Origin of the sequence: Empedobacter falsenii (genome assembly GCF_013488205.1) — a bacterium.
GTDB lineage: Bacteria > Bacteroidota > Bacteroidia > Flavobacteriales > Weeksellaceae > Empedobacter > Empedobacter falsenii_C.
The window spans coordinates 1,636,590-1,656,537 of sequence record NZ_CP040908.1; the positions used below are offsets into that span (position 1 = coordinate 1,636,590).

The 19,948-nt window shown below is 30.9% G+C and carries 16 protein-coding genes; 9 read left to right on the plus strand and 7 right to left on the minus strand.

Annotation, left to right across the window (positions count from 1 at the left end; genetic code table 11):
* Nucleotides 1-77: 77 nt before the first annotated feature.
* Nucleotides 78-1,475: a tRNA uridine-5-carboxymethylaminomethyl(34) synthesis GTPase MnmE gene (mnmE, locus tag FH779_RS07605; RefSeq protein ID WP_038330407.1), complete on the minus strand. Its 1,398-nt coding sequence runs from the start codon at nt 1,473-1,475 to the stop codon at nt 78-80.
* Between the two features lie 265 nt (nt 1,476-1,740).
* Here mnmE and FH779_RS07610 point away from each other — a divergent pair, with 265 nt between their 5' ends.
* The 3 genes from FH779_RS07610 to FH779_RS07620 are packed head-to-tail and all read left to right on the plus strand — an operon-like array spanning nt 1,741 to nt 3,705.
* Nucleotides 1,741-2,358 carry a hypothetical protein gene (locus tag FH779_RS07610; protein ID WP_180906615.1) on the plus strand — a complete coding sequence of 206 codons (618 nt, stop codon included), beginning with the start codon at nt 1,741-1,743 and terminating at the stop codon, nt 2,356-2,358.
* 5 nt (nt 2,359-2,363) lie between these two features.
* Entirely contained in the window at nt 2,364-3,029 is a 666-nt protein-coding gene (locus tag FH779_RS07615) for a hypothetical protein (RefSeq protein WP_038330412.1), read from the plus strand.
* 1 nt (nt 3,030) lies between these two features.
* Nucleotides 3,031-3,705: a hypothetical protein gene (locus tag FH779_RS07620; protein ID WP_038330413.1), complete on the plus strand. Its 675-nt coding sequence runs from the start codon at nt 3,031-3,033 to the stop codon at nt 3,703-3,705.
* Between the two features lie 245 nt (nt 3,706-3,950).
* On the opposite strand, the gene FH779_RS07625 is transcribed toward FH779_RS07620, so the two are convergent.
* The 4 genes from FH779_RS07625 to FH779_RS07640 form a co-directional block, all read right to left on the minus strand.
* On the minus strand, nt 3,951-4,685 hold the full coding sequence (locus FH779_RS07625; RefSeq protein ID WP_180906616.1) for an SIMPL domain-containing protein: 735 nt from the start codon (nt 4,683-4,685) through the stop codon (nt 3,951-3,953).
* Nucleotides 4,686-4,750: 65 nt separating this feature from the next.
* A complete protein-coding gene (locus FH779_RS07630) occupies nt 4,751-5,383 on the minus strand; it encodes a thiamine diphosphokinase (protein ID WP_038330416.1) in 633 nt (210 codons plus the stop codon).
* Complete coding sequence (locus FH779_RS07635; protein WP_038330418.1) at nt 5,376-5,942, minus strand: cob(I)yrinic acid a,c-diamide adenosyltransferase; 567 nt, start codon at nt 5,940-5,942, stop codon at nt 5,376-5,378. Before FH779_RS07635 ends, FH779_RS07630 begins: the two co-directional genes overlap by 8 nt.
* Nucleotides 5,943-5,979: 37 nt before the next feature.
* On the minus strand, nt 5,980-7,197 hold the full coding sequence (locus FH779_RS07640; RefSeq protein ID WP_038330420.1) for an MDR family MFS transporter: 1,218 nt from the start codon (nt 7,195-7,197) through the stop codon (nt 5,980-5,982).
* Nucleotides 7,198-7,321: 124 nt separating this feature from the next.
* Here FH779_RS07640 and FH779_RS07645 point away from each other — a divergent pair, with 124 nt between their 5' ends.
* The 4 genes from FH779_RS07645 (at nt 7,322) to FH779_RS07660 (ending at nt 12,429) form a co-directional block, all read left to right on the plus strand.
* Nucleotides 7,322-8,170 carry a DUF6929 family protein gene (locus tag FH779_RS07645; RefSeq protein ID WP_038330421.1) on the plus strand — a complete coding sequence of 283 codons (849 nt, stop codon included), beginning with the start codon at nt 7,322-7,324 and terminating at the stop codon, nt 8,168-8,170.
* A gap of 121 nt (nt 8,171-8,291) precedes the next feature.
* Entirely contained in the window at nt 8,292-11,207 is a 2,916-nt protein-coding gene (secD, locus tag FH779_RS07650; protein WP_038330423.1) for a protein translocase subunit SecD, read from the plus strand.
* A 92-nt stretch (nt 11,208-11,299) separates the two neighbouring features.
* Complete coding sequence (locus tag FH779_RS07655; RefSeq protein ID WP_236688155.1) at nt 11,300-11,854, plus strand: twin-arginine translocase TatA/TatE family subunit; 555 nt, start codon at nt 11,300-11,302, stop codon at nt 11,852-11,854.
* Nucleotides 11,854-12,429, plus strand: coding sequence for a phosphatase PAP2 family protein (locus tag FH779_RS07660; RefSeq protein ID WP_038330424.1), 576 nt, complete (start codon nt 11,854-11,856; stop codon nt 12,427-12,429). The genes FH779_RS07655 and FH779_RS07660 overlap by 1 nt, the downstream gene beginning before the upstream one ends.
* 297 nt (nt 12,430-12,726) lie before the next feature.
* Here the strand turns inward: FH779_RS07660 and FH779_RS07665 are convergent, their stop codons facing one another.
* On the minus strand, nt 12,727-13,875 hold the full coding sequence (locus tag FH779_RS07665; RefSeq protein ID WP_084106808.1) for an AI-2E family transporter: 1,149 nt from the start codon (nt 13,873-13,875) through the stop codon (nt 12,727-12,729).
* Nucleotides 13,876-14,021: 146 nt separating this feature from the next.
* Entirely contained in the window at nt 14,022-16,190 is a 2,169-nt protein-coding gene (locus FH779_RS07670; protein WP_244958042.1) for a S46 family peptidase, read from the minus strand.
* A 190-nt stretch (nt 16,191-16,380) separates the two neighbouring features.
* On the opposite strand from FH779_RS07670, the gene lipB reads away from it, so the two are divergent.
* The gene (gene lipB / locus FH779_RS07675) at nt 16,381-17,094 is read left to right on the plus strand and encodes a lipoyl(octanoyl) transferase LipB (RefSeq protein ID WP_038330431.1); all 714 of its coding nucleotides are present in this window, start codon (nt 16,381-16,383) and stop codon (nt 17,092-17,094) included.
* A 60-nt stretch (nt 17,095-17,154) separates the two neighbouring features.
* Complete coding sequence (locus FH779_RS07680) at nt 17,155-19,872, plus strand: helix-turn-helix and ligand-binding sensor domain-containing protein (RefSeq protein WP_038330432.1); 2,718 nt, start codon at nt 17,155-17,157, stop codon at nt 19,870-19,872.
* Nucleotides 19,873-19,948 lie beyond the last annotated feature (76 nt).

Genomic DNA, 19,948 nt, shown 5'->3' on the forward strand with positions numbered 1-19,948 from the left:
TCGTAAAACCAAAAATGAAAAAGGTTCTCAATATTTTAATTGAAAACCTTTTTCTATATAACATAGTTTTTTAAGACTTATTTGCCGATACAGAACTTCCCAAAAATTGTCCCTAATATATCTTGATCAACATCTATTTCACCTGTGATATGTCCCAAATACGTTAAAGCTTCACGGATATCCATGGCTAACAAATCCCCAGGAAGTCCCATGTCCATTCCTTGTTTGATTTTTCCAATTTGAGAAAGTGTATTTTGCAACGCTTCTAAGTGACGAGAGTTTGTAACGATTGTGTCATCCTGATTTGTTCCTTTCAATTTGATTTGATGAATTAGATTTTCTTTCAATGCATCAATATTAAATTGATCTTTTGCCGAAATTTCTAAATGAACAACATCTTTAAACTCTTGTTTAATAGCAGCTGAGATAGCCGATTCATTATTCGTTACATCAATTTTATTGGCAACATTAAACAAGATTTTTCCTCTACGTTGCAAGTCATCCAATTGATTGGCAATTTGGTTATCAGCAGTTATATTGGCATCATACAAATAGATAATAATCGAAGCATTGTCTATTTTTTCAAATGTTTTTTCGATTCCTATACGTTCTATCGTATCTCCAGCTTCACGAATACCAGCTGTGTCAATAAAACGGAACCCAACGCCGTCGATGTAAATAGTTTCTTCTATCGTATCACGTGTTGTTCCTTCAATATCCGAAACAATGGCGCGTTCTTCGTTTAATAAAGCATTCAATAAAGTTGACTTTCCTGCATTCGGTGCACCAACAATTGCGACTGGAACACCATTTTTAATTACATTTCCAAAAGCAAAAGAATCAGCTAAACGTTTTAAGATAGATTGTAATTTATTCAATAAATCATAGAATTGTGTACGATCTGCAAATTCAACATCTTCTTCAGAGAAATCCAATTCCAACTCCATCAAAGCTGCGAAATTGATCATTTGATCACGTAAATCTTTGATTTGATTCGAGAATCCTCCACGCATTTGTTTAATCGCAATTTCGTGCGAAGCTTTCGAATCCGATGCAATCAAATCTGCTACAGCTTCTGCCTGTGTTAAATCCATTTTGCCATTCCAAAATGCACGGAAAGTATATTCACCCGGATCAGCATTTCTGATACCTATTTTATTTAAAAGTTCTAAAACTTTTTGCTGAATATAAATCGATCCGTGTGTCGAAATTTCAACGACATCTTCACCTGTATACGAATGTGGATTCTTAAAAATTGAGAACAATGCTTCATCAACAATGGTATCTCCATCCATCACATAACCCAAATGTATGGTATGCGATTCGGCATCATTCAAAGATTTAGTGGCATTAAATTTTGATTGATAAATCTGAGCAACTTTAGAAATTGCTTCTGGTCCAGAAATACGAATAACCGCTATTGCGCCCATTCCATTGGCAGTGGCCAATGCACAAATTGTATCGTTGTTTAGCATAATGCAAATTTACAACATATTATGTTGTTGGAAAATTATAATTTAATTGTTAATGATTTGTGAAAAAAGTTAAAGTTTATTTTTTTAATTTATTAGAAAAAGAGAAGTATGCTTTTGTTAACGAGTATTTTAGTTGTTTTCTTTTTGGCTGGATTTCTTAAAATGGATGTTTTAACATTATTTTGGGTAAATTGATAAGACTAACTTTGCGCTCCCTAATCCATATGAAAGTCAATTAGACATACATAATTGAATTTTAAATATAATGAAAACAATTTTAGTTTCACTCACAACATTACTCTCTACTACCACAATGTTTGCCCAAGTCGGAATTAATACTGATACACCAAGAGGAGATTTAGAAGTAAATGGAGATATGGTTTCTAATCAATTAATTTTTCCTAAAAACTTAGCTCCAGTTGAGGCAGATATTAAGAAGTCTTATAATTTATTAGTACAGAATACTGTTACAAATAATATTGAAATATTAGATGTAAGAACGACAGATAATACAGGTATTGCTGCTTTGGTTACTTTTGAGCTTATTGCTCCAGAGGGAGATTGGGTTCAAAGTTTTAATACAAGAATTGATGCAAATAAATATGCTTTGGTTGTATTGAGTGGATATTTTTCTGAAAATATTACAGGAGGTACTACTATAAGTGCTTTACCTGGGGTTGGTGCTAAAGTAGTAAATAATGAATGGACATTAAATGCAGATTATCCCGCTTTAAATTCAACTGTAACTAATGGAACTCAGAAATGGGTAATCACATGTTCTATTTTTCCGAAAACTTATGTAAAAATATTCCCAGAACAAACTGTTGAAATGAATAATTCTGGGACTAATCTAAATACAGGAGGCACTCCAATATTAAATTAATAAAAATGAAAAAATTTTTAATTGTAGGTATTTTATTACTTACAACAAATATTTCGTACGGTCAAATAGGAATAGGTGTTTCTAATAGTGATTTAACTTCTGAAGAATTACAAATTAATGGAAATTTAATTATTACAAATAAAGTTGGTCAAGTAAATAAGTTAGAAGAATTACTTGAAAAAAAGACAGTTAATAATGTTGAAGTTAATACAGACTATAGAGTAGTTGCTCAAGATCCGAATCTGGTAGGAGATGTTAGTGGACAAATAAAAGAAATGTATGGTCAACAAAACGTTTTACCAATTATCATTCAGCCTTATGAAATACAGAATGTGAATGGTGATGATTTAGATGATTTAAACCTTAATATTCCATTAAGTGATTATTTTGTGGCTATCACAAATTTTGAAGCTGTTGATAATTTAAAACAAGGTTTTCCTGCTGTAGCAAGTAAAGGAAGATTTGAATACAATGCCTTTGTAGGGACAGATAATATGTGGCATGTAAAAGTTAGAAACCCTTCAACAAGTCCTGCAAATACAACTAATGCTTTTAATTATTACTTTGATGTATTAATTTATCCGAATAGATTTTTCAAAAACTTGAATTTAAAATCCTATAATTTAAATAATAGTAAAAGTGGAGATGCAGTAACACCTATAGTTGATTAAAATGAAAAATAAAATATACAGTGTAGTAATTATACTACTTACAACCATAACATTTGGACAAACTTATACTCCAGGAGTAGGAATTAATACCGATAATCCTAAAAGAACATTAGATGTAAATGGAACAACAATATCGAAAGGGAGTACTGATAAATGGTTTTTTGAGAATCCTGGAATTTATACAGGAAAATCAAATGATAGTTATTTAACCGTAATTGATAAGGATGATAACAAAATGAAAGTTTTCAATCCTTCTACAATGAGTTACGCTTCAATCAATTATGCAACGTTCAGGTTTAATAAATTACCAAATACAGGTTTAACAGAATATGACACAAAAATAGATGCTTCTAAATATCATGTGATGATTGGAGGATTTATAATTTATGGTATAGCGAGTGGTGAAACGAAAGATAGTAAAACAGTTTCTGGAACATCTACAAGAATTAATGGTAATGTGTTGTATACTTCTAGAGCATATATTGGATCAGGAAATACATGGAGATTAAAATTTCAACCAAATAATGGTATTACATTTGATCAAACTCGTATAGATTTAATTTTAAACGTAGCTATTTATAGAAAAAATCTTTTATTATCTGATACAAATGAAAAGATAGTTGTAGATATGAAAAACACAAAAACAGCAACAGCTCAAGCTCCAGCAAAAATTTAAAAATATGATAAAATAATTTTTCTACTTTAGATAATTGGCATGCTTTTAGTATTTCCATCCGAAATTGGATTTATAATGTCATCAAAAAAAAATTATGCTACAAAAAGAGGTTTTGGAATTGGTAATTTTAGAATTAAAATTGTAGATGTACTTATTGTAATATCTGCTTTGATATTACTTGCAGTAGTATTTAAATAGACAAAAAAAAGCTTCTTAATATTAAGAAGCTTTTTTTTATTTATTTTTTAATTTGAGTTATAACTTGCTCTCACAGTAATTTGAGCCGTTTTTTGGCGAGATGTAGTATTCAATGAACCTCCAGCCGAATATTCCTCATTATCATTTTTTCCTGTAATCTGAAAAATACCCAAATCGGCTTGTTTCAATTTTCCTAAACTAGCACCAGATTTTGTTGCAATATTTTCAGCGCGTTGTTTTGCATTTTCAGAAGCTTGTGCAATCAATTCAAGTTTTAAATCTTCTAATTTCGAGTAATAATAATTTGGATTAGATGAACTCAATTCGATGCCTTGGCTAATTAAAGTTGATATTTCCCGCGAAGCTTTCTCTATTTTATCCAATTCTTTCGATTCGATTGTCGCATCTTGCGAAAGATTATATCCTGTAAATTGACTTATCGAATTTCCGTTTGCATCTGTTCCGTACTGAAAATCTTTTGAAATATTTACCGCTTCAAAAACAATTTCTTTTGGATTGATTCCTTGCGAAATCAAAAAGTTTTTGACAACCGTTTGATCAGCTTTTAATTGATCCGAAGCAACACGTAAATCATAATCTTTTCGACTAAAAGTTGCACGCCATTTAACTAAATCGGCATTAAAATCTTTCAAAGCATTTCCAGTAACATTGATCGATTCAGAACTTCTGAATTTATATTTGTAGGTGTTCCCTAATATACATGTTGCAGCAATCAGTCCAACGGCTAAAATAGATGCTACAATAACTGAAAATTTATTCATAGTAATTTGGTTTTCAGTAAAAGTACAAAAAATACTAAAGATGCGTTTCACTAAAAATAGTGAGATTAAGCAATCAAAATAGGAAATTCTTGATCGATGATAAAGATGATTAAATTACCTTCTGAATAATCAATTGTAACCACATCTTCATTGGCTTTGTTACGAGTTCCTATACGAGAAAGTAAGTTCAAATCTTCTTTATTCAAAGGATATTCCAAACCTTTTGTGATAATATTTTTACATTCAGGAAAGGGGAGAAGCGAAATTGTTCTTCCAAAATAACCTTCTAATTTCGTTTCTTTTTCTGCGAAAAAATATTGGCTATAATTATCGTAGAACAAAATATTGATTTGATCTTTGAATCGATATGCTGCATTTAGATTTCCAATAAAATGATCTTGTTGACGACCACTTGCTCCAAAAACATCAACGTTTTTGAAACCTTTATCCAAAATGATTTGTAATGCTTTTGCAAAATCTGTGTCATTTTGATCTGGAGTAGAAATAACTTCTATTTCAGAAGGGAATTGACTGATTTCGAAAGAATCAAAATCGCCCGAAATAACATCGGGCGTTATATGTAGTTTTTGTAAATAACGAAATGCACCATCTGTACAAAAAATCATATCATAATTTGATGTATCAGGCAGGATAGTAGGGACTTCGCCATTCAAAAATAAAAGTGCTTTTTTATTCACCTGGAATCCATTTTACTTCTTCGTGATTATTGTCTGTGGCAATTTTTCGACCTAAAACAAATAAATAATCAGAAAGACGATTCAAATATTTTTGTAATTCTGGACGAATTTCTTCTTCTTCGGCCAAACCAACTGTCAAACGTTCGGCACGACGACAAATACAACGCGCAACATGTGCATGAGAAGCTGGTTGATTTCCACCTGGAAGAATAAAATGAGTCAATTGTTCCAATTGTCCTTCCAAATCATCAATCCATTCTTCTAATTGTACAATATCTTCTTCAGAAATAGTTTTCGGAATACGAGGTTTACCATTTGCCAAGTATAATTTATCCACTGGTGTTGCTAATTCAGCTCCAAGATTGAATAAACCTTTTTGAATGATGATAATTTCTTCCTCTAATGCTGGATCAATTTCATAAGAACGAATCAATCCTAAATAAGAATTTAATTCATCAACTGTTCCGTAAGAATCAATTTTTAGACTATTTTTAGAGACACGTGTTCCTCCATATAAACCTGTTGTTCCTTTGTCTCCTGTTTTTGTATATACTTTCATGTGATTTCAACTAATAATTATCGAAGATAAGAAAATCTTAAATATTTTTTGGTAAAAGTGGTTTAGTAAAAAAGTGATATCCGATAGCTACGATGACTAAAATAACTGTAGTGATTATCCAAAGTGTATTAAAACCGTAATCGGTAGCTATGTGAGTTCCTAAAAATGGCGAAACAATAAAGGCAATTGCTGCTGTCATTCCGTTTAATCCCATATAAGCTCCTCTGTTATTTTTTTGCGAACGAAAAGCTGTAACCGTTGACATCAAAGGTAAAACAAGCATTTCTCCAATAGACATCAGTCCAATTGCTAAGTACAACATTCCTAATGTGTGACTAAATGTGAAGATAAAATAACTAATTGCTGTGATAAATGAACCGAAAACTAAAAGTTGTGTAACTGTAAATCTTTTTTCGGTATAATGGATCAACAACATTTCGAATACAACAATGATTATTCCACTGAATCCCATTAATAATCCAATTTCTGTTTGTGTTAAATGCACTACATCTTTATAAAATAATGGAAGTGTATTTAGGATTTGGAAAAATGCAATAGAGAATAATACACAAAACAGATTGAATACTAAGAAAGGTGTATCAGTGTATGCATTACGTTCTTTTTCGACTACGGCTTTATCAGAAATATTTTCTGTGGCAGCATTTCGTTCTTTTCTTCCATTGAAAAAGACAAAGAATACAATTCCAGCAACCAAAGCGGCTCCTGCATTACAATAGAATAATAAATCGTACGAATAATTAGATAAAAAACCTCCCATTGATGGACCAATTGAAAAACCTAAATTAACCGCCATTCTATTCAACGAAAAAGCACGAGTGATATTTTCTTTCTTAGCATAACGTGTGATGGCAACTGAGTTTGCTGGACGAAACATTTCGCTAATAATACTCAAAACAAGCATAATAACAGCAAAAGATTCTACCGTTTTAAAATAAGGTAAAATCAAAAACATCGGAGCACTTAGAAATAAACTGATGGCTTGTACTTTAAAGTTTCCGATTTTATCTGTTATCCAACCTCCAAGCCAAGAACCAATTACAGAACCAACTCCAAAACAACTTAAGACTATTCCCGAGTTTTCCAAAGAAAATCCTAATTCGGAGATCATATAAATTCCTAAAAATGGTAAAACCATCGAACCCATTCGGTTCAACAACATTACGATGGCTAACATCCAAGATTCTTTCGAAAGTCCGCTGTAGGCGTCAATGTAAATTTTTAGAATTTTTTTCATCTCTCAATTTTCTTTTTAAATGCTACAAAGTTAAGTTCTTTTTTTACAAAAAATCGGTTATTTATCAAGGTTTCTGATATTCTTTGATTACTTTTGAAACCTCTTAAAAACAAATCTTACATCTATGTTGTTTTACAATTTCATTCTTAAGGTTTTAATTGTTATAAATGGGCTTGGAGCGGCATCTGGATTAGTGGTTGACAAACACCATGTTTACACGATTTCCGATGATAAAGCACATTTGTACGTTTACAATAAAAAGAAAAAAGAAGTGGATAAAGTTGATTTGAATCCAGAAGTAAAATCAAAACATATCACCAAAAAAGATAAACCAGATTTTGAAGCGATTACAAAATTTGACAATCATTTGTATATTCTTGGTTCGGGTTCTAAGGAAAATCGTTTCGATTTGATTTCATATAACATCAAAACTAAAGAGGTACAAAACGATAATTATAGTTTTCTTTTGGATGAATTTTTAAAGGTTTCGAATTTATCTAAAAAAGATTTTAACATCGAAGGAATTATTACAGATGGACATTGTACATATTTTTTCAACAGAGGAAATGGACCTGCTGGTGTAAATGGAATTTATAGAGTGAGAGGTAGGATAAATGATTTGAGAGGGAAAATAATTGATTTTTTTCCAATCACTTTGCCTAAAATTCATAATGAAACGACTACTTTTTCGGATGCTATTTTAGTAGATGGAAAAGTTTTGTTTACAGCAACAGTAGAATCTAAAAGTACAACTCAGTTTAATGGAGAAATAAAAGGTTCTATTATTGGTGAGTTAGATTTAGCTACAATGGAGGTTACACGTTGGCAAAAAATTTCGGATGATAAGAAAATCGAAGGTTTAGCGTTGTATAAAGAATCTGGAAAGAATTACACCTTGTATTTGTGCGAAGATAATGATGATGACTCTAATAAAGCGTCAATTTATATCTACAAATACCAAAAGGAAATCTAATTTTTTGAATAAAGAATTTCGAAATACGGACATCGATTTTCGATTTATTCTTAAAAAATTGTGAAAGTATTTTCAAGACTATTATATTTGTCCGTCAAAATTTATTTATCAATTAAACATTATGCGAGGAAGATGGCTCATTGCAGCATTTGCAATTATTTTAAGTCTCTTGTGTATCAGACAACTAAGTTATACTTGGTACACAACTAAAGTGGAGCATGAGGCGGCGCGCTTGGCGAGTAAGCCAGAAGACGAACCAAGAATTTTAGATAGCTTGGCTCAGCATCCTCTTGATTTGGGAATTATTAAGTACGATTATGGGTATGCCAAAAACAATGAAATCAATTTAGGATTAGATTTGAAAGGTGGTATCAACGTAATTTTACAAGTTTCTGAAAGAGATTTAATCGAGAATTTATCAGCGAAAAGTCAAAACCCTATGTTGGCAACGGCTTTGGATGCTACAGATAAAGCTCAAAAAACAAACGGTAACGTACCTTATGTCGAATTATTTTTTCAAGAGTTTGATAAAATAAAAGGAGGAACAAAATACGCAGCTGCAGATTTGTTTGGAAACAAAAACAATGCAGATAAAATTGCGTACAATGCTTCTGACGATCAGGTAAAAGAAGTAATCCGTAAAGATATCGAAGCTAAAGTTGCAACAGCTTATGATGTAATTAGCTCTCGTATTAATCAATTTGGTGTTGTTGAGCCAGTAATTCAACGTTTAGGTGATAAAGGTGATGGACGTATCTTGGTAGAATTACCAGGTGTTTCTGACACTGACCGTGTAAAAAAATTATTACAATCTACAGCAAAATTAGAGTTTTGGCAAGTTGTTCGTCAAGATCCTACAGTTTTACAATATTTTTCTAGCGTTAATACAGAAAAATATAATGTAAAAAATGAGAAAGGACAAACAATCAAAACTTTAGCAGAAGTTATGCAACCAGCTGGTTCTAACGCAAGTTTTGTTGTGAATGTAAAAGATACTGCTGTTGTAAACCGTGTGATGCAAGACAAAGGTTTTGTACCTGGATTACCAGCAAACATTAGAGGATACAAATACTCTTGGGCGAATAAGCCAATGAATTTAGGTAAACAAGCAAATGATAAATCTGCTCCTAAATTATTAGAGTTTTATGTCTTAAAAGGTAAAAATGGAACGCAAGAACCATTAATTGAAGGAGATAAAGTAGTTTCTGCTGCTGGTGAACGTAATCCTGGTTCTCTTACAAATGAGCCTGTTGTTACAATGCAAATGAATCAAGTTGGAGCACAAGAGTGGTCTCGTATTACAGACGAGTTGAAACCTGCAGGTCCTGGACAACCAGGTCAAGGTGTTGCAATTGTATTAGACAATATGGTGTATTCTGCGCCAAACATCAGTAATCAAATTACAGGAGGTAATTCTGTTATTTCTGGAAACTTTACAATTGACGAAGCAAAAGATTTAGCAAACATTTTACAAGCAGGTTCTTTACCAGCTTCATCTAAAATCGTTTCTGCTGAGGTTGTTGGTCCATCATTAGGACAAGAAGCAATCAACAGTTCGTTAATCGCTTTTGGTTGTGCATTTGCATTAGTATTAATCTGGATGGTGTTTTATTACAGCCGTGCAGGTATTTATGCTAACGTTGCATTAATCGTTAACTTATTATTCTTATTAGGATTCTTAGTATCACTTAAAGCTACATTATCTTTACCAGGTATTGCCGGGATTATCTTGACATTGGTAACAGGAATGGATGCGAATATCTTGATTTACGAACGTGTAAAAGAAGAATTAAGAAAAGGAAAATCATTACGTCAAGCAGTAGATTTCGCTTATTCATGGAAAGGTGCTTTCTCTGCAATTATCGATGCTAACTCAACATCATTTATCACGGCATTAATTTTATTCTTCTTTGGTAAAGGTCCTGTTGTAGGTTTCGCAACAACGTTTATGATTGGTATTTTTACATCAACATTTACAGCGATTTTCATTACACGCTACTTTGTAGAAGGACGTTTAGCAAAAGGAAAATCTGTTCCTTTCTATACACATTTTACAGCGCACTGGTTACAAAATATTAAAGTTGACTTATTGAAAACAAGAAAAATCTCTTATGCGATTTCAATTGTTTTAACAGTAGTTGCTTTAATCTCTATCTTCACAAAAGGATTTGATATGGGTATCGAATTCCAAGGTGGACGTACATATACAGTTCGTTTTGATAAACACGTAGATCCGCAACAAATTTCTGAAAGTTTGGGTGATGTTTTCGTGTTAGAAGGTGAAAAAATGATGCCACAGGTGAAAACGTATGGTGGTCAAAATCAAGTAAAAATTACAACAGCATACAAAGCTGATGAAGACGGAACAAATGTAGATGACGAGATCAAAGATAAATTATATACAGGTCTTAAATCTTATCTACCAGCGAATATGTCTGAAAAAGATTTCTCTGAAGATAATGCTACAATAGGTTTAATGTCTTCTGCAAAAGTAGGTCCTACAATTGCCGATGATACAACAAGAGCTTCTTATATAGCGGTTTCTTTAGCATTAGTTGCAATTTTCTTCTACTTAATTGTGATGTTCAAACGTTGGCAATTCTCATTATCAACTATCATCGCATTAGCGCATGACGTGATTATTGTATTAGGAGTTTTCTCTTTATTCAAAGGAATTTTACCTTTCAACATGGAGATCGATCAAGCATTTATCGCGGCGATTTTGACGGTAATTGGTTATTCGATGAATGACTCGATTATTATCTTGGATCGTATTCGTGAGAATTTAACAGTTGAGAAAAACCACAACTTGTACGATATTATTAATATTTCTACATCAGAAACATTATCACGTACAATCAATACGTCTTTATCAACGTTCTTAATCGTATTAATCATCTTTGCATTTGGTGGAGAATCAATCAAAGGATTTATGTTTGCGAAATTAATCGGTATCGTAATTGGTACATTCTCGTCTATTTTCGTTGCATCTCCTTTATTGTATGACTTTACTAAAAAAGGTCAAATGAATAAATAAGATTCAAATTTTAAATAAATTTTAAGAAAGCCATCAAAGAAATTTGATGGCTTTTTTTCTTCTACTAAATTTAGATTTTATACATTTGTTTAGTGAATAGTTTAGTAATATACCCAGCGTTTTTAGACTTCCAGGAAGTCGTGATTATTATGGTGGTTGCTGTAGTGATTTTTGGACCAGATAAAATTCCAGAAATTGCTCGTGGTTTGGGAACTGCTGTGCGCAAATTAAAAGAAGCATCTGAAGATATCAAGCAAGAAATCATGAATCCTGTTCAGGATGTTGATCCTACAAAAGAGATTCAGAATACCATAAAAGAGTTAAATCCAATGAATGAAGTCAAAGATTCTTTTGCGAAAATCAATCCAATGGAAGATTTTCAGAAATCATTTGACGAAGTTCGTAATCCAGTAGATGAAATGCATCAAGCAATTCATCAAGATAATACAGTAAATGCAGCGTTGAAAGATGATGCACCAACTATGAAAGCTGTAGATCCTGTACAGGATTTGGAATTGGATGTGCAAGAAACAACAGAACCCGTTATAGAGAATGTAGTTGAGCCAATTGTGGAAGAACCTGCGGTTGTTGTAGAACCAAAATCTGTAGACGAAGCATTAGGTTTAGGCGGATCAGTAAGTAGATAATGATACAAGATTATTTTGATTGGGACGTACAAATATTTTTGTATTTCAATAATTTAGGGAACGAAAAATGGGATTGGTTTTGGTTAATAGTTACCGATAAAAAAACATGGATTCCGTTGTATGTCATCTTTCTCATCTTACTTTATGTAAAACTTGGTTGGAAAAAAACCTTGTTAGCTGGAGTTTGTATAGCACTGATGATAACATGTGCAGATCAATTTACAAATATCTTGAAAAATTCTTTTCAACGTTTTCGTCCATGTTACACCGAATCGATTCAAGGATTATTTCGCCCAATAGATTGTGAGGGGAGAGGTAAATATGGTTTTACTTCGGCACATGCATCTAATCATATGGCGATTGCAATTTTTATAGGAATATTGCTAAGACGCTATTACAAATGGTTACTTTATGTCTTACTTGTTTGGGCGTTAATGGTTGCTTACAGTAGAGTTTATGTTGGAGTACATTTTACGGGTGATATATTTTTCGGAACACTAATCGGAATATTTTTCTCGATTCTTTTCTTGAAATTGTATTATTTCTTAGAAAAAAAATATTTGAAGAAGAATTAAATGTATATAAATTCAGAGATTTGCTTATCTATTTTATTTGCAGGTTCATTGATTTTAGGAATTAGAAAAATAAAAAAAGAAAAACATTATAATAGTATGTCAATATTGAAAAGCTATAAAGATGCTTTTGAATTTTTTGTGATTTCTACATTAACCTTTCTATTACTTATCTTTGATTTTTTCGGAATAATTCATCTTGATTAGTATAAATTAAAAAAGTCTATAACAATTTGTTATAGACTTTTTTAATGGGTAAAATAATGTACAGCAATCCAATTATGTAAAATAGAAATTAGATTACTCTAAATTCTCGTCCAACTTCTTTGTTTTTTTCTTTGATTTTTTCGCTTTCTTTTTGGCTAAAAACGAATTTAAATCATCATCAATTTCTGTTGAATCTTCATCACCCAAAAGATAACCCCAAGGTTTTAATTCAGTCACATTATCAAAAACAATTTTCATCAACGCAAGTATTGGAATCGATAAAAGCATTCCCATAATTCCCCACGTCATTTCTCCAATTACTAATCCAATAATGACAATCAATGAATTGATTTTTACTTTAGAACCTACAATTTTTGGCATCACTACATTTCCATCAATTGCATGAATTGCAATAAATGCAATTAAAACAAAGAACAATTTTGAAGCTGACATTGTAGCAAATGTGATTATTAGCGTTATAATTAACGAAATAACAATTCCTACATATGGAACAACATTTAGAACGCCAGTTAAAATAGCTAAAACAAATTTGTATTTAAGTCCAAGAATAGAAAATGCAATAAAAGATAAAATTGATACGACTAACATTTGTAAAAATAAGCCAATCAAATATTGTTTGACCATTTTTTGAATAGATGTAATGACATTATAAACCTGATCGTGTGTATTTGAATTGAATGCGTAATATAAAAATTTTACCAAATGACGACGATAAATCAACAAGAAAACAATGTATAAAAAGGTGAACAAAACTGTAACAGCCATCGATGAAACAATCGAAATTACTTTTTCGATTACAATTGTACTCGTTTCTATAGTGGTTTTGACATTCTTTGTCAAATATTCCATTTGCGCATGCGAATTAACACCAAATGTATGATGAATCCAATCTTGCAAATTCATAAAAGCTTCTATGATTTGTTTCTGAAATGTAGGCCATTCATTTGCTATTTCCGCCATTTGTATAGCAATCAAATAGAAAATTCCTAAGATAAATGCTGCAAAAAGCAAGGTGGTAATGATACTCGAAATAGCACGCGGAATGCGTAAATATCTTTCAAAAAATGCACAAACGGGTGCTAATAATATTGAAATTAAGAAGCCTAATATTAATGGAACTAAAATTCCTTTACCTATTATTGAAATAAATGTTAAACAAATGATTGACAATAATGTGCAAGTTAGTTTTAAATAAAAAGGCCATTTTCTAATGACTTCCATAATTATGAGTGTTTTATTTTGACAATTTTTTAGATAAGTTGTATAAATATAGTTTTATTTCTTAAGATTTTATTTGAATCTTACGTTTATTTCAATAAAAAAAACCACGTTATAAAAACGTGGTTTTCAGAATATAGTGAAAAATATTATTTTTTCTTTGCATTTTTGCTTTCGTCAACGATGGTCATTTCATCAATCAAACGTTGCGCATTAGCATACTTGTCAACTACCCATAAAATGTAACGAGAGTCCACCATAATATTACGACAAATCTCTGGATCATAATTTAAATCTGACATTGTTCCTTCCCAAACACGGTCAAAATTCAATCCGATTAATTCTCCTTTTGCATTCAATGCAGGAGAACCAGAATTACCACCAGTTGTATGGTTTGTTGCAATAAAGTTTACAGGTAATTTTCCGTTTTTATCGGCGTATTTTCCGTAATCTTTTTTGTCATATAAACTCAACATTTGTTTTGGTAAATCATACTCATAATCACCTGGGATATATTTCTCCATCACACCTTCCATGTGCGTTACAGGCTCGTAATAAACCGCATCGCGAGGTTGGTAACCATCAACTTTTCCGTAAGTTACACGTAAAGTAGAATTCGCATCAGGGAAGATTTTTTTGTCTGTAAAAACATCCATTTGCGCTTTCATATACGTACGCATCAACTTGTTGATTTTATCTTGATTCGCTAAATATGTAGGCGTTACTTTTGTTTGATTTGCATCTAAAATCAAACGAATTTGAGCAATTAAAGCATCTTCTTTTAAGGCTTTGATAAACTCAGCATCATTTTCAGCTAACGCTTTGATATTTCCTAAAATAGATTGACCGTTAATTTTTTTCGTTCCGTTGATTATCGAATTTCCTAAAGCCGTTTTGATATTTGCAGCAGTTGTAGTTGGTAATAAATTTTGAGGAACAACTTTGAAATAATTATCCGCCAAATCAGAAGAAATAGTTTTGTCTAATTCAGGATTATAATCCTTGTGCATAGACGCAACTGTATTCAACGCTTTTGCTTTAGTTTCAGCATAATTTTTTTGTCCAACCGCATTCAAAATATTGTTCAATGTTAACGCCATTCTGAATGTTTCTGAATTTGAGAAAAACGTTTCAGAATACATTGTGTACGCTAAAATATAATCTTGATTTGCTTTATTAACTTGATTTAATTCAGAAATAATATTCGAATATTCACCTTTTAATTTAGGATTTTTCGCAATACGATTCATAAATTCTTGCTCGTATTGTTGACGTTTTTCTACAGCTTTCGAACGATTTAATCCTAAAACTTCACCAATCCATTTTTTGTGTGAATTTGAAATACGCGCTTGTTTAGAAGCATAAGCAATACGAGTTGCATTGTCTTCACGCATTTTTTTATCAATGTGAGATAACGCAATCGTACGTACATTAATACGCGCAGGATTGATGACATCTTTTATTTGCTCGATAGAAGAAGCTGGTAAATATTCGTCTGTTGTACCTGGGAAACCATATACAAACGTGAAATCATCCTCGCTAATTCCCGAAATATTAATAGGTATGAAATGTTTTGGTTTATAAGGAACGTTTTCTGGAGAATAATCTGCAGGTTTGTTATTTTTGTCTGCATAAATTCTAAACATCGAAAAATCTCCTGTATGACGTGGCCAAACCCAGTTGTCTGTGTCATTTCCATATTTTCCGATTGCAGAAGGTGGCGCACCAACTAAACGAACATCTTTGTATGTTTCTGTCGTAAATTGGTAATATTTATTTCCTTTGTAAAAAGGTTTGATAAATACTGAACGATAAGATTCTGTCTTAGTTTTTGCATTAAAATCTTCAATATTTTTCTTGATGATTTTGTTACGATCTTTCTCCGACATATTATCATTAACACCAGCTAAAATTGCAGTAGTTACATCTTTAATATCTACAATAAAAGTCGCTGTTAAACCTTCGTTTGGTAATTCGTCTTTCAACTCTTTAGCCCAAAAACCATCTGTTAAATAATCATTTTCTAAAGATGAATGTGCTTGGATTTCTCCATAACCACAGTGATGATTAGTTAGTAATAAACCATTTGGAGAAATAACTTCTGACGTACAACCGCCACCAAAGTGAGCAACTGCATTGTTGATACTTTTATCTCCATTACTGAAAATGTCTTTTGATGAGATTTTCAATCCCATGTCTTTCATTTCCTTTTCATTCAATTCTGTTGGAATCCACATTCCACCACCTTGTTGTGCAAAAACACTAAAGTTTGCAAACAAAGCCATTAAAATAGATCCTTTAACGAATAGTCTCTTCATTTTTATTTGATTATTTTATTCTACCGATTTCTAAGAATTCCAAAGATAAAGATTTTTATTCAATCGTTAATGAATTGCTCAAAACCATTATTACTACTAAATGAACCTGAATTAAATAATTTCACAGTAGAATTAGAGGATTAATTTCTTTTAAAAATTCGTAAATTTGACATTCGAAACACATTGTGAAATGAAACAAATTGTCGAATTCCAAGATTTAGGAATTAACAGAGATTACCAAGAGATTTGGGATTATCAAGAAAGTCTTTTAGCAGAAAATATAGCCGTAAAACAATATAATAGAGCACAAGAAAAGGAGGGAAGTTCAGATTTTAAAAATACTAAAAATCATTTACTTTTTGTAGAACATCCGCACGTTTATACGCTTGGAAAAAGTGGACATTTAGAGAATATGTTGGCTTCGAGTGATAAATTAAACGAGATAAATGCAACTTTTGTGAAAACCAATCGCGGTGGAGATATAACGTATCATGGACCGCAACAATTAGTTGGTTATCCGATTATGGATTTGGATACTTTCAAGCCAGATATTCATTTGTATATGCGCAATTTGGAAGAAGTGATTATCAAAACTATTGCCGAATATGGATTAAAAGGTGAGCGTTCGCAAGGAGAAACTGGTGTTTGGTTGGATGTTGGTCGACCTTTTGCTCGAAAAATTTGTGCAATGGGCGTTAAGGCTTCCCGTTGGGTAACGATGCATGGTTTTGCGCTAAATGTGAATACAGATTTGCGTTATTTTGAATACATTGTTCCATGCGGAATTCAGGATAAAGCTGTAGCTTCATTAGAAAGAGAACTTGGACATCAGGTAGATATGAACGAAGTAAAAGCGTTTACGAAGAAACATTTTGCTGAAGTTTTTGATGTCGAATTTAAATAAGATAATTCAGAAATATAATCTATTTTTAAGGACCGTTTTTACGGTCTTTTTTATTGCACAATGAGAAGCTTATTTATTCTATTTTTACTTGTTTCCACTTATAGCAAATCTCAATCGTTTGCGCCAATTATTTCGAATTACTCTAAAAGCGAATATTTGGGCGAATCGCCTATTTGGGATATTACAGAAAATAAAAAGCAAGGAAAAGTATATTTTGCGAACAATCGAAATATCTTAGAATATGATGGTAATTTTTGGGAAAAATATTCGCCAAATAGCTTAACAATTATACGTTCTGTTTTTACAATGAATAATGTATTGTATTCAGGTGCATTAAATAATTTTGGATATTGGAAAACGATTGAAGGAAAGAAAGTTTATATTTCAATTTCAGATAAATTCAAAAGTTTTGAAGGGTTAGAACAAGAAGAAATCTGGAAAATATTTTATCATAATCGTTCTATTTATTTTCAATCGTTCAATTATCTTTTTCAATTTGATGGTAAAACAGTTAAACGATACAAATTACCTGCGCTTTCCTCTTACGTTTATTTGGTGAAGGGTAAAATGTTAGTAGCCACTATTTCTAAAGGTATTTTCGAATTTAATAATGGACATTTTGAGCCGTTATTTGAAATTGAAAAAGGTAAATCAATTGTCATTCATGGAATAGAAAAATATGATAATGATTATTTAGTTGGTACACTAACAGAAGGAATTTTCAAGTACAACAAAACAGCTGGTTTACAAGAGTTCAATGTGGAATTCAATAAAATGCTAAAGAATTATTTAGTGTTAAAAATGATTCGATTAGAAGATAAATTAATCATTGGAACTTCAAATAATGGGATTTATGTATATGATTTAAAAACTAATTCTTACAAAAATTACAATCAAAACTCTGGGTTAATCAGTAATACAATCCAAAATATAAGAATAGATTCTAAAGGAAATGCTTGGCTTGGAACGGATAAAGGTATTTCGAAAATAGAATTGAAAAACAAAACTCAACTATTATATGATTACAATGGTCATTTAGGAAATGTTTTTTCGTTCGATTTTTACAAAGACAATATTTTGTTGGGAACAAATCACGGATTTTATAATTATTCGAATACTCTAAACCAAACAAATTCAGTTCTCGAGAAAGGTTTAATTTGGAATGTAACAAATATTGATAATACAATTTATGTTTCGGATAGTTGGGGAACTTACATTTATTCAGGACTATTGAATAAGATTTCTTCTACAAATGGAGGTTTTAAATTGATCAAATATGGAAATAAATTATATCAATCATCTTTTACAGGAATCAATGAATATATACAAGGTTCTCATGAAGAATCTAGTAAAGTTTCCAGTTTAACTATTCCAATTATTGATTTTATTATTGTTGAAAATAAAATTTTAGGAACAGGAAAAAATGGTGGTTTATATTTATTTGATCTTAAAAATAGAACAGGAAAGGAGATATTTTACCAACATAAAAAATTAGTTAATCCGCAAACTATTCTCGAAGATAATAAGGTTTTTGTATTGATTGATGATCAACATTTAGTCCGTTATGATATAAATAAAAACTTATTTTCTGATGAGAATTTAGATTCGAAATTAAAGAATATTAATCGAATTCGTTATTTAAAAGAGAATCGTTATTTAGTTGAAGCGGATAATATTCTGTATTATTCTAAAGTGGAACAGAATAAATTGATTCATTATTTAATTCCCAAAAAATTGTATGATGGAAAATTGGTTGATGACAATTTAACGGCTAAAATCAACGATCAGTTTTTATACATTAACCTCGAAAACGGATTATTGAAATATGATTTAAAATCTATACGTCGCGAATTACCAAAGGTAAAAATTAAAGCAAAAATCAATCAAACGGTTTTGAATAATGAACCTAATATTGAGTATTCAAATAATTATATAGATTTTTATGTTTCAATTTTGAATGATGATTTTGCAAATTATCAATTGTATTATCAATTAAATAACTCTAAAATTCAACCGCTTAATCAGCCTATAATTAATTATAAACAATTAGAAAGCGGTTCATATCAATTGTCTATTTATGCTCTAAAAGATGGAAATTTTGTGGAGTTGAATCATTTTGATTTTCGGGTTAAGAAGATTTGGTATTTATCAAATTTGATGATATTATTTTATATTTTATTAATTGTTGGATCGATTTTGGCTATTTATAAATATAACAGAATGAAGTTGAAACAAAGTTTCAGAATTAAACAAAAGCAATTTGAATATGAATTGAATTTGATGGAAATGAAGCATCAACAAGAGTTAAAAGAATTGAATCATCATAAAGAAAAACAATATTTAGAAACTTCTTTACAAACGAAATCTACAGAATTGGCTGGACAAGCTTTGAAATTAGCTAATCAACGTGCTATGATCTTAGAAATTAATCAATTGTTTTCTCAATTGGAAATGAATGAAATCAATAAAAAATTAAAAAAGAAATTTGAGAAAACGTTTTCGGAATATAGTTACAACAGAAATGAATGGCAAAATTTCGAATTAAATATTCAGGAAATTCACCAAGATTTTATTAAGAGATTAGCTGAGAAATATTCTAATTTAACAGCAAAAGACTTAAAACTGTGTGTTTTCCTTCGAATGAATTTATCAACCAAAGAGATTGCTCCTTTAATGCACCTTAATTATCGATCGGTAGAACTACAACGATATAGATTACGCAAAAAAATGCAAATTCCTTCTGAAATAAACCTAAATAAATATATGATTAATTTTTAAATATCGGAAAATAAATTACATCATAACTACATCATATTGTAAATATAATATTACATAATTATTTGATATTTAGTGT

Excerpts from the sequence above, each read along its gene's own strand:
- mnmE (WP_038330407.1), bottom strand. The coding sequence starts at position 1,475 with ATGCTAAACAACGATACAATTTGTGCATTGGCCACTGCCAATGGAATG.
- FH779_RS07610 (WP_180906615.1), top strand. The coding sequence starts at position 1,741 with ATGAAAACAATTTTAGTTTCACTCACAACATTACTCTCTACTACCACA.
- FH779_RS07615 (WP_038330412.1), top strand. The coding sequence starts at position 2,364 with ATGAAAAAATTTTTAATTGTAGGTATTTTATTACTTACAACAAATATT.
- FH779_RS07620 (WP_038330413.1), top strand. The coding sequence starts at position 3,031 with ATGAAAAATAAAATATACAGTGTAGTAATTATACTACTTACAACCATA.
- FH779_RS07625 (WP_180906616.1), bottom strand. The coding sequence starts at position 4,685 with ATGAATAAATTTTCAGTTATTGTAGCATCTATTTTAGCCGTTGGACTG.
- FH779_RS07635 (WP_038330418.1), bottom strand. The coding sequence starts at position 5,942 with ATGAAAGTATATACAAAAACAGGAGACAAAGGAACAACAGGTTTATAT.
- FH779_RS07640 (WP_038330420.1), bottom strand. The coding sequence starts at position 7,197 with ATGAAAAAAATTCTAAAAATTTACATTGACGCCTACAGCGGACTTTCG.
- FH779_RS07645 (WP_038330421.1), top strand. The coding sequence starts at position 7,322 with ATGTTGTTTTACAATTTCATTCTTAAGGTTTTAATTGTTATAAATGGG.
- secD (WP_038330423.1), top strand. The coding sequence starts at position 8,292 with ATGCGAGGAAGATGGCTCATTGCAGCATTTGCAATTATTTTAAGTCTC.
- FH779_RS07660 (WP_038330424.1), top strand. The coding sequence starts at position 11,854 with ATGATACAAGATTATTTTGATTGGGACGTACAAATATTTTTGTATTTC.
- FH779_RS07665 (WP_084106808.1), bottom strand. The coding sequence starts at position 13,875 with ATGGAAGTCATTAGAAAATGGCCTTTTTATTTAAAACTAACTTGCACA.
- FH779_RS07670 (WP_244958042.1), bottom strand. The coding sequence starts at position 16,190 with ATGAAGAGACTATTCGTTAAAGGATCTATTTTAATGGCTTTGTTTGCA.
- lipB (WP_038330431.1), top strand. The coding sequence starts at position 16,381 with ATGAAACAAATTGTCGAATTCCAAGATTTAGGAATTAACAGAGATTAC.
- FH779_RS07680 (WP_038330432.1), top strand. The coding sequence starts at position 17,155 with ATGAGAAGCTTATTTATTCTATTTTTACTTGTTTCCACTTATAGCAAA.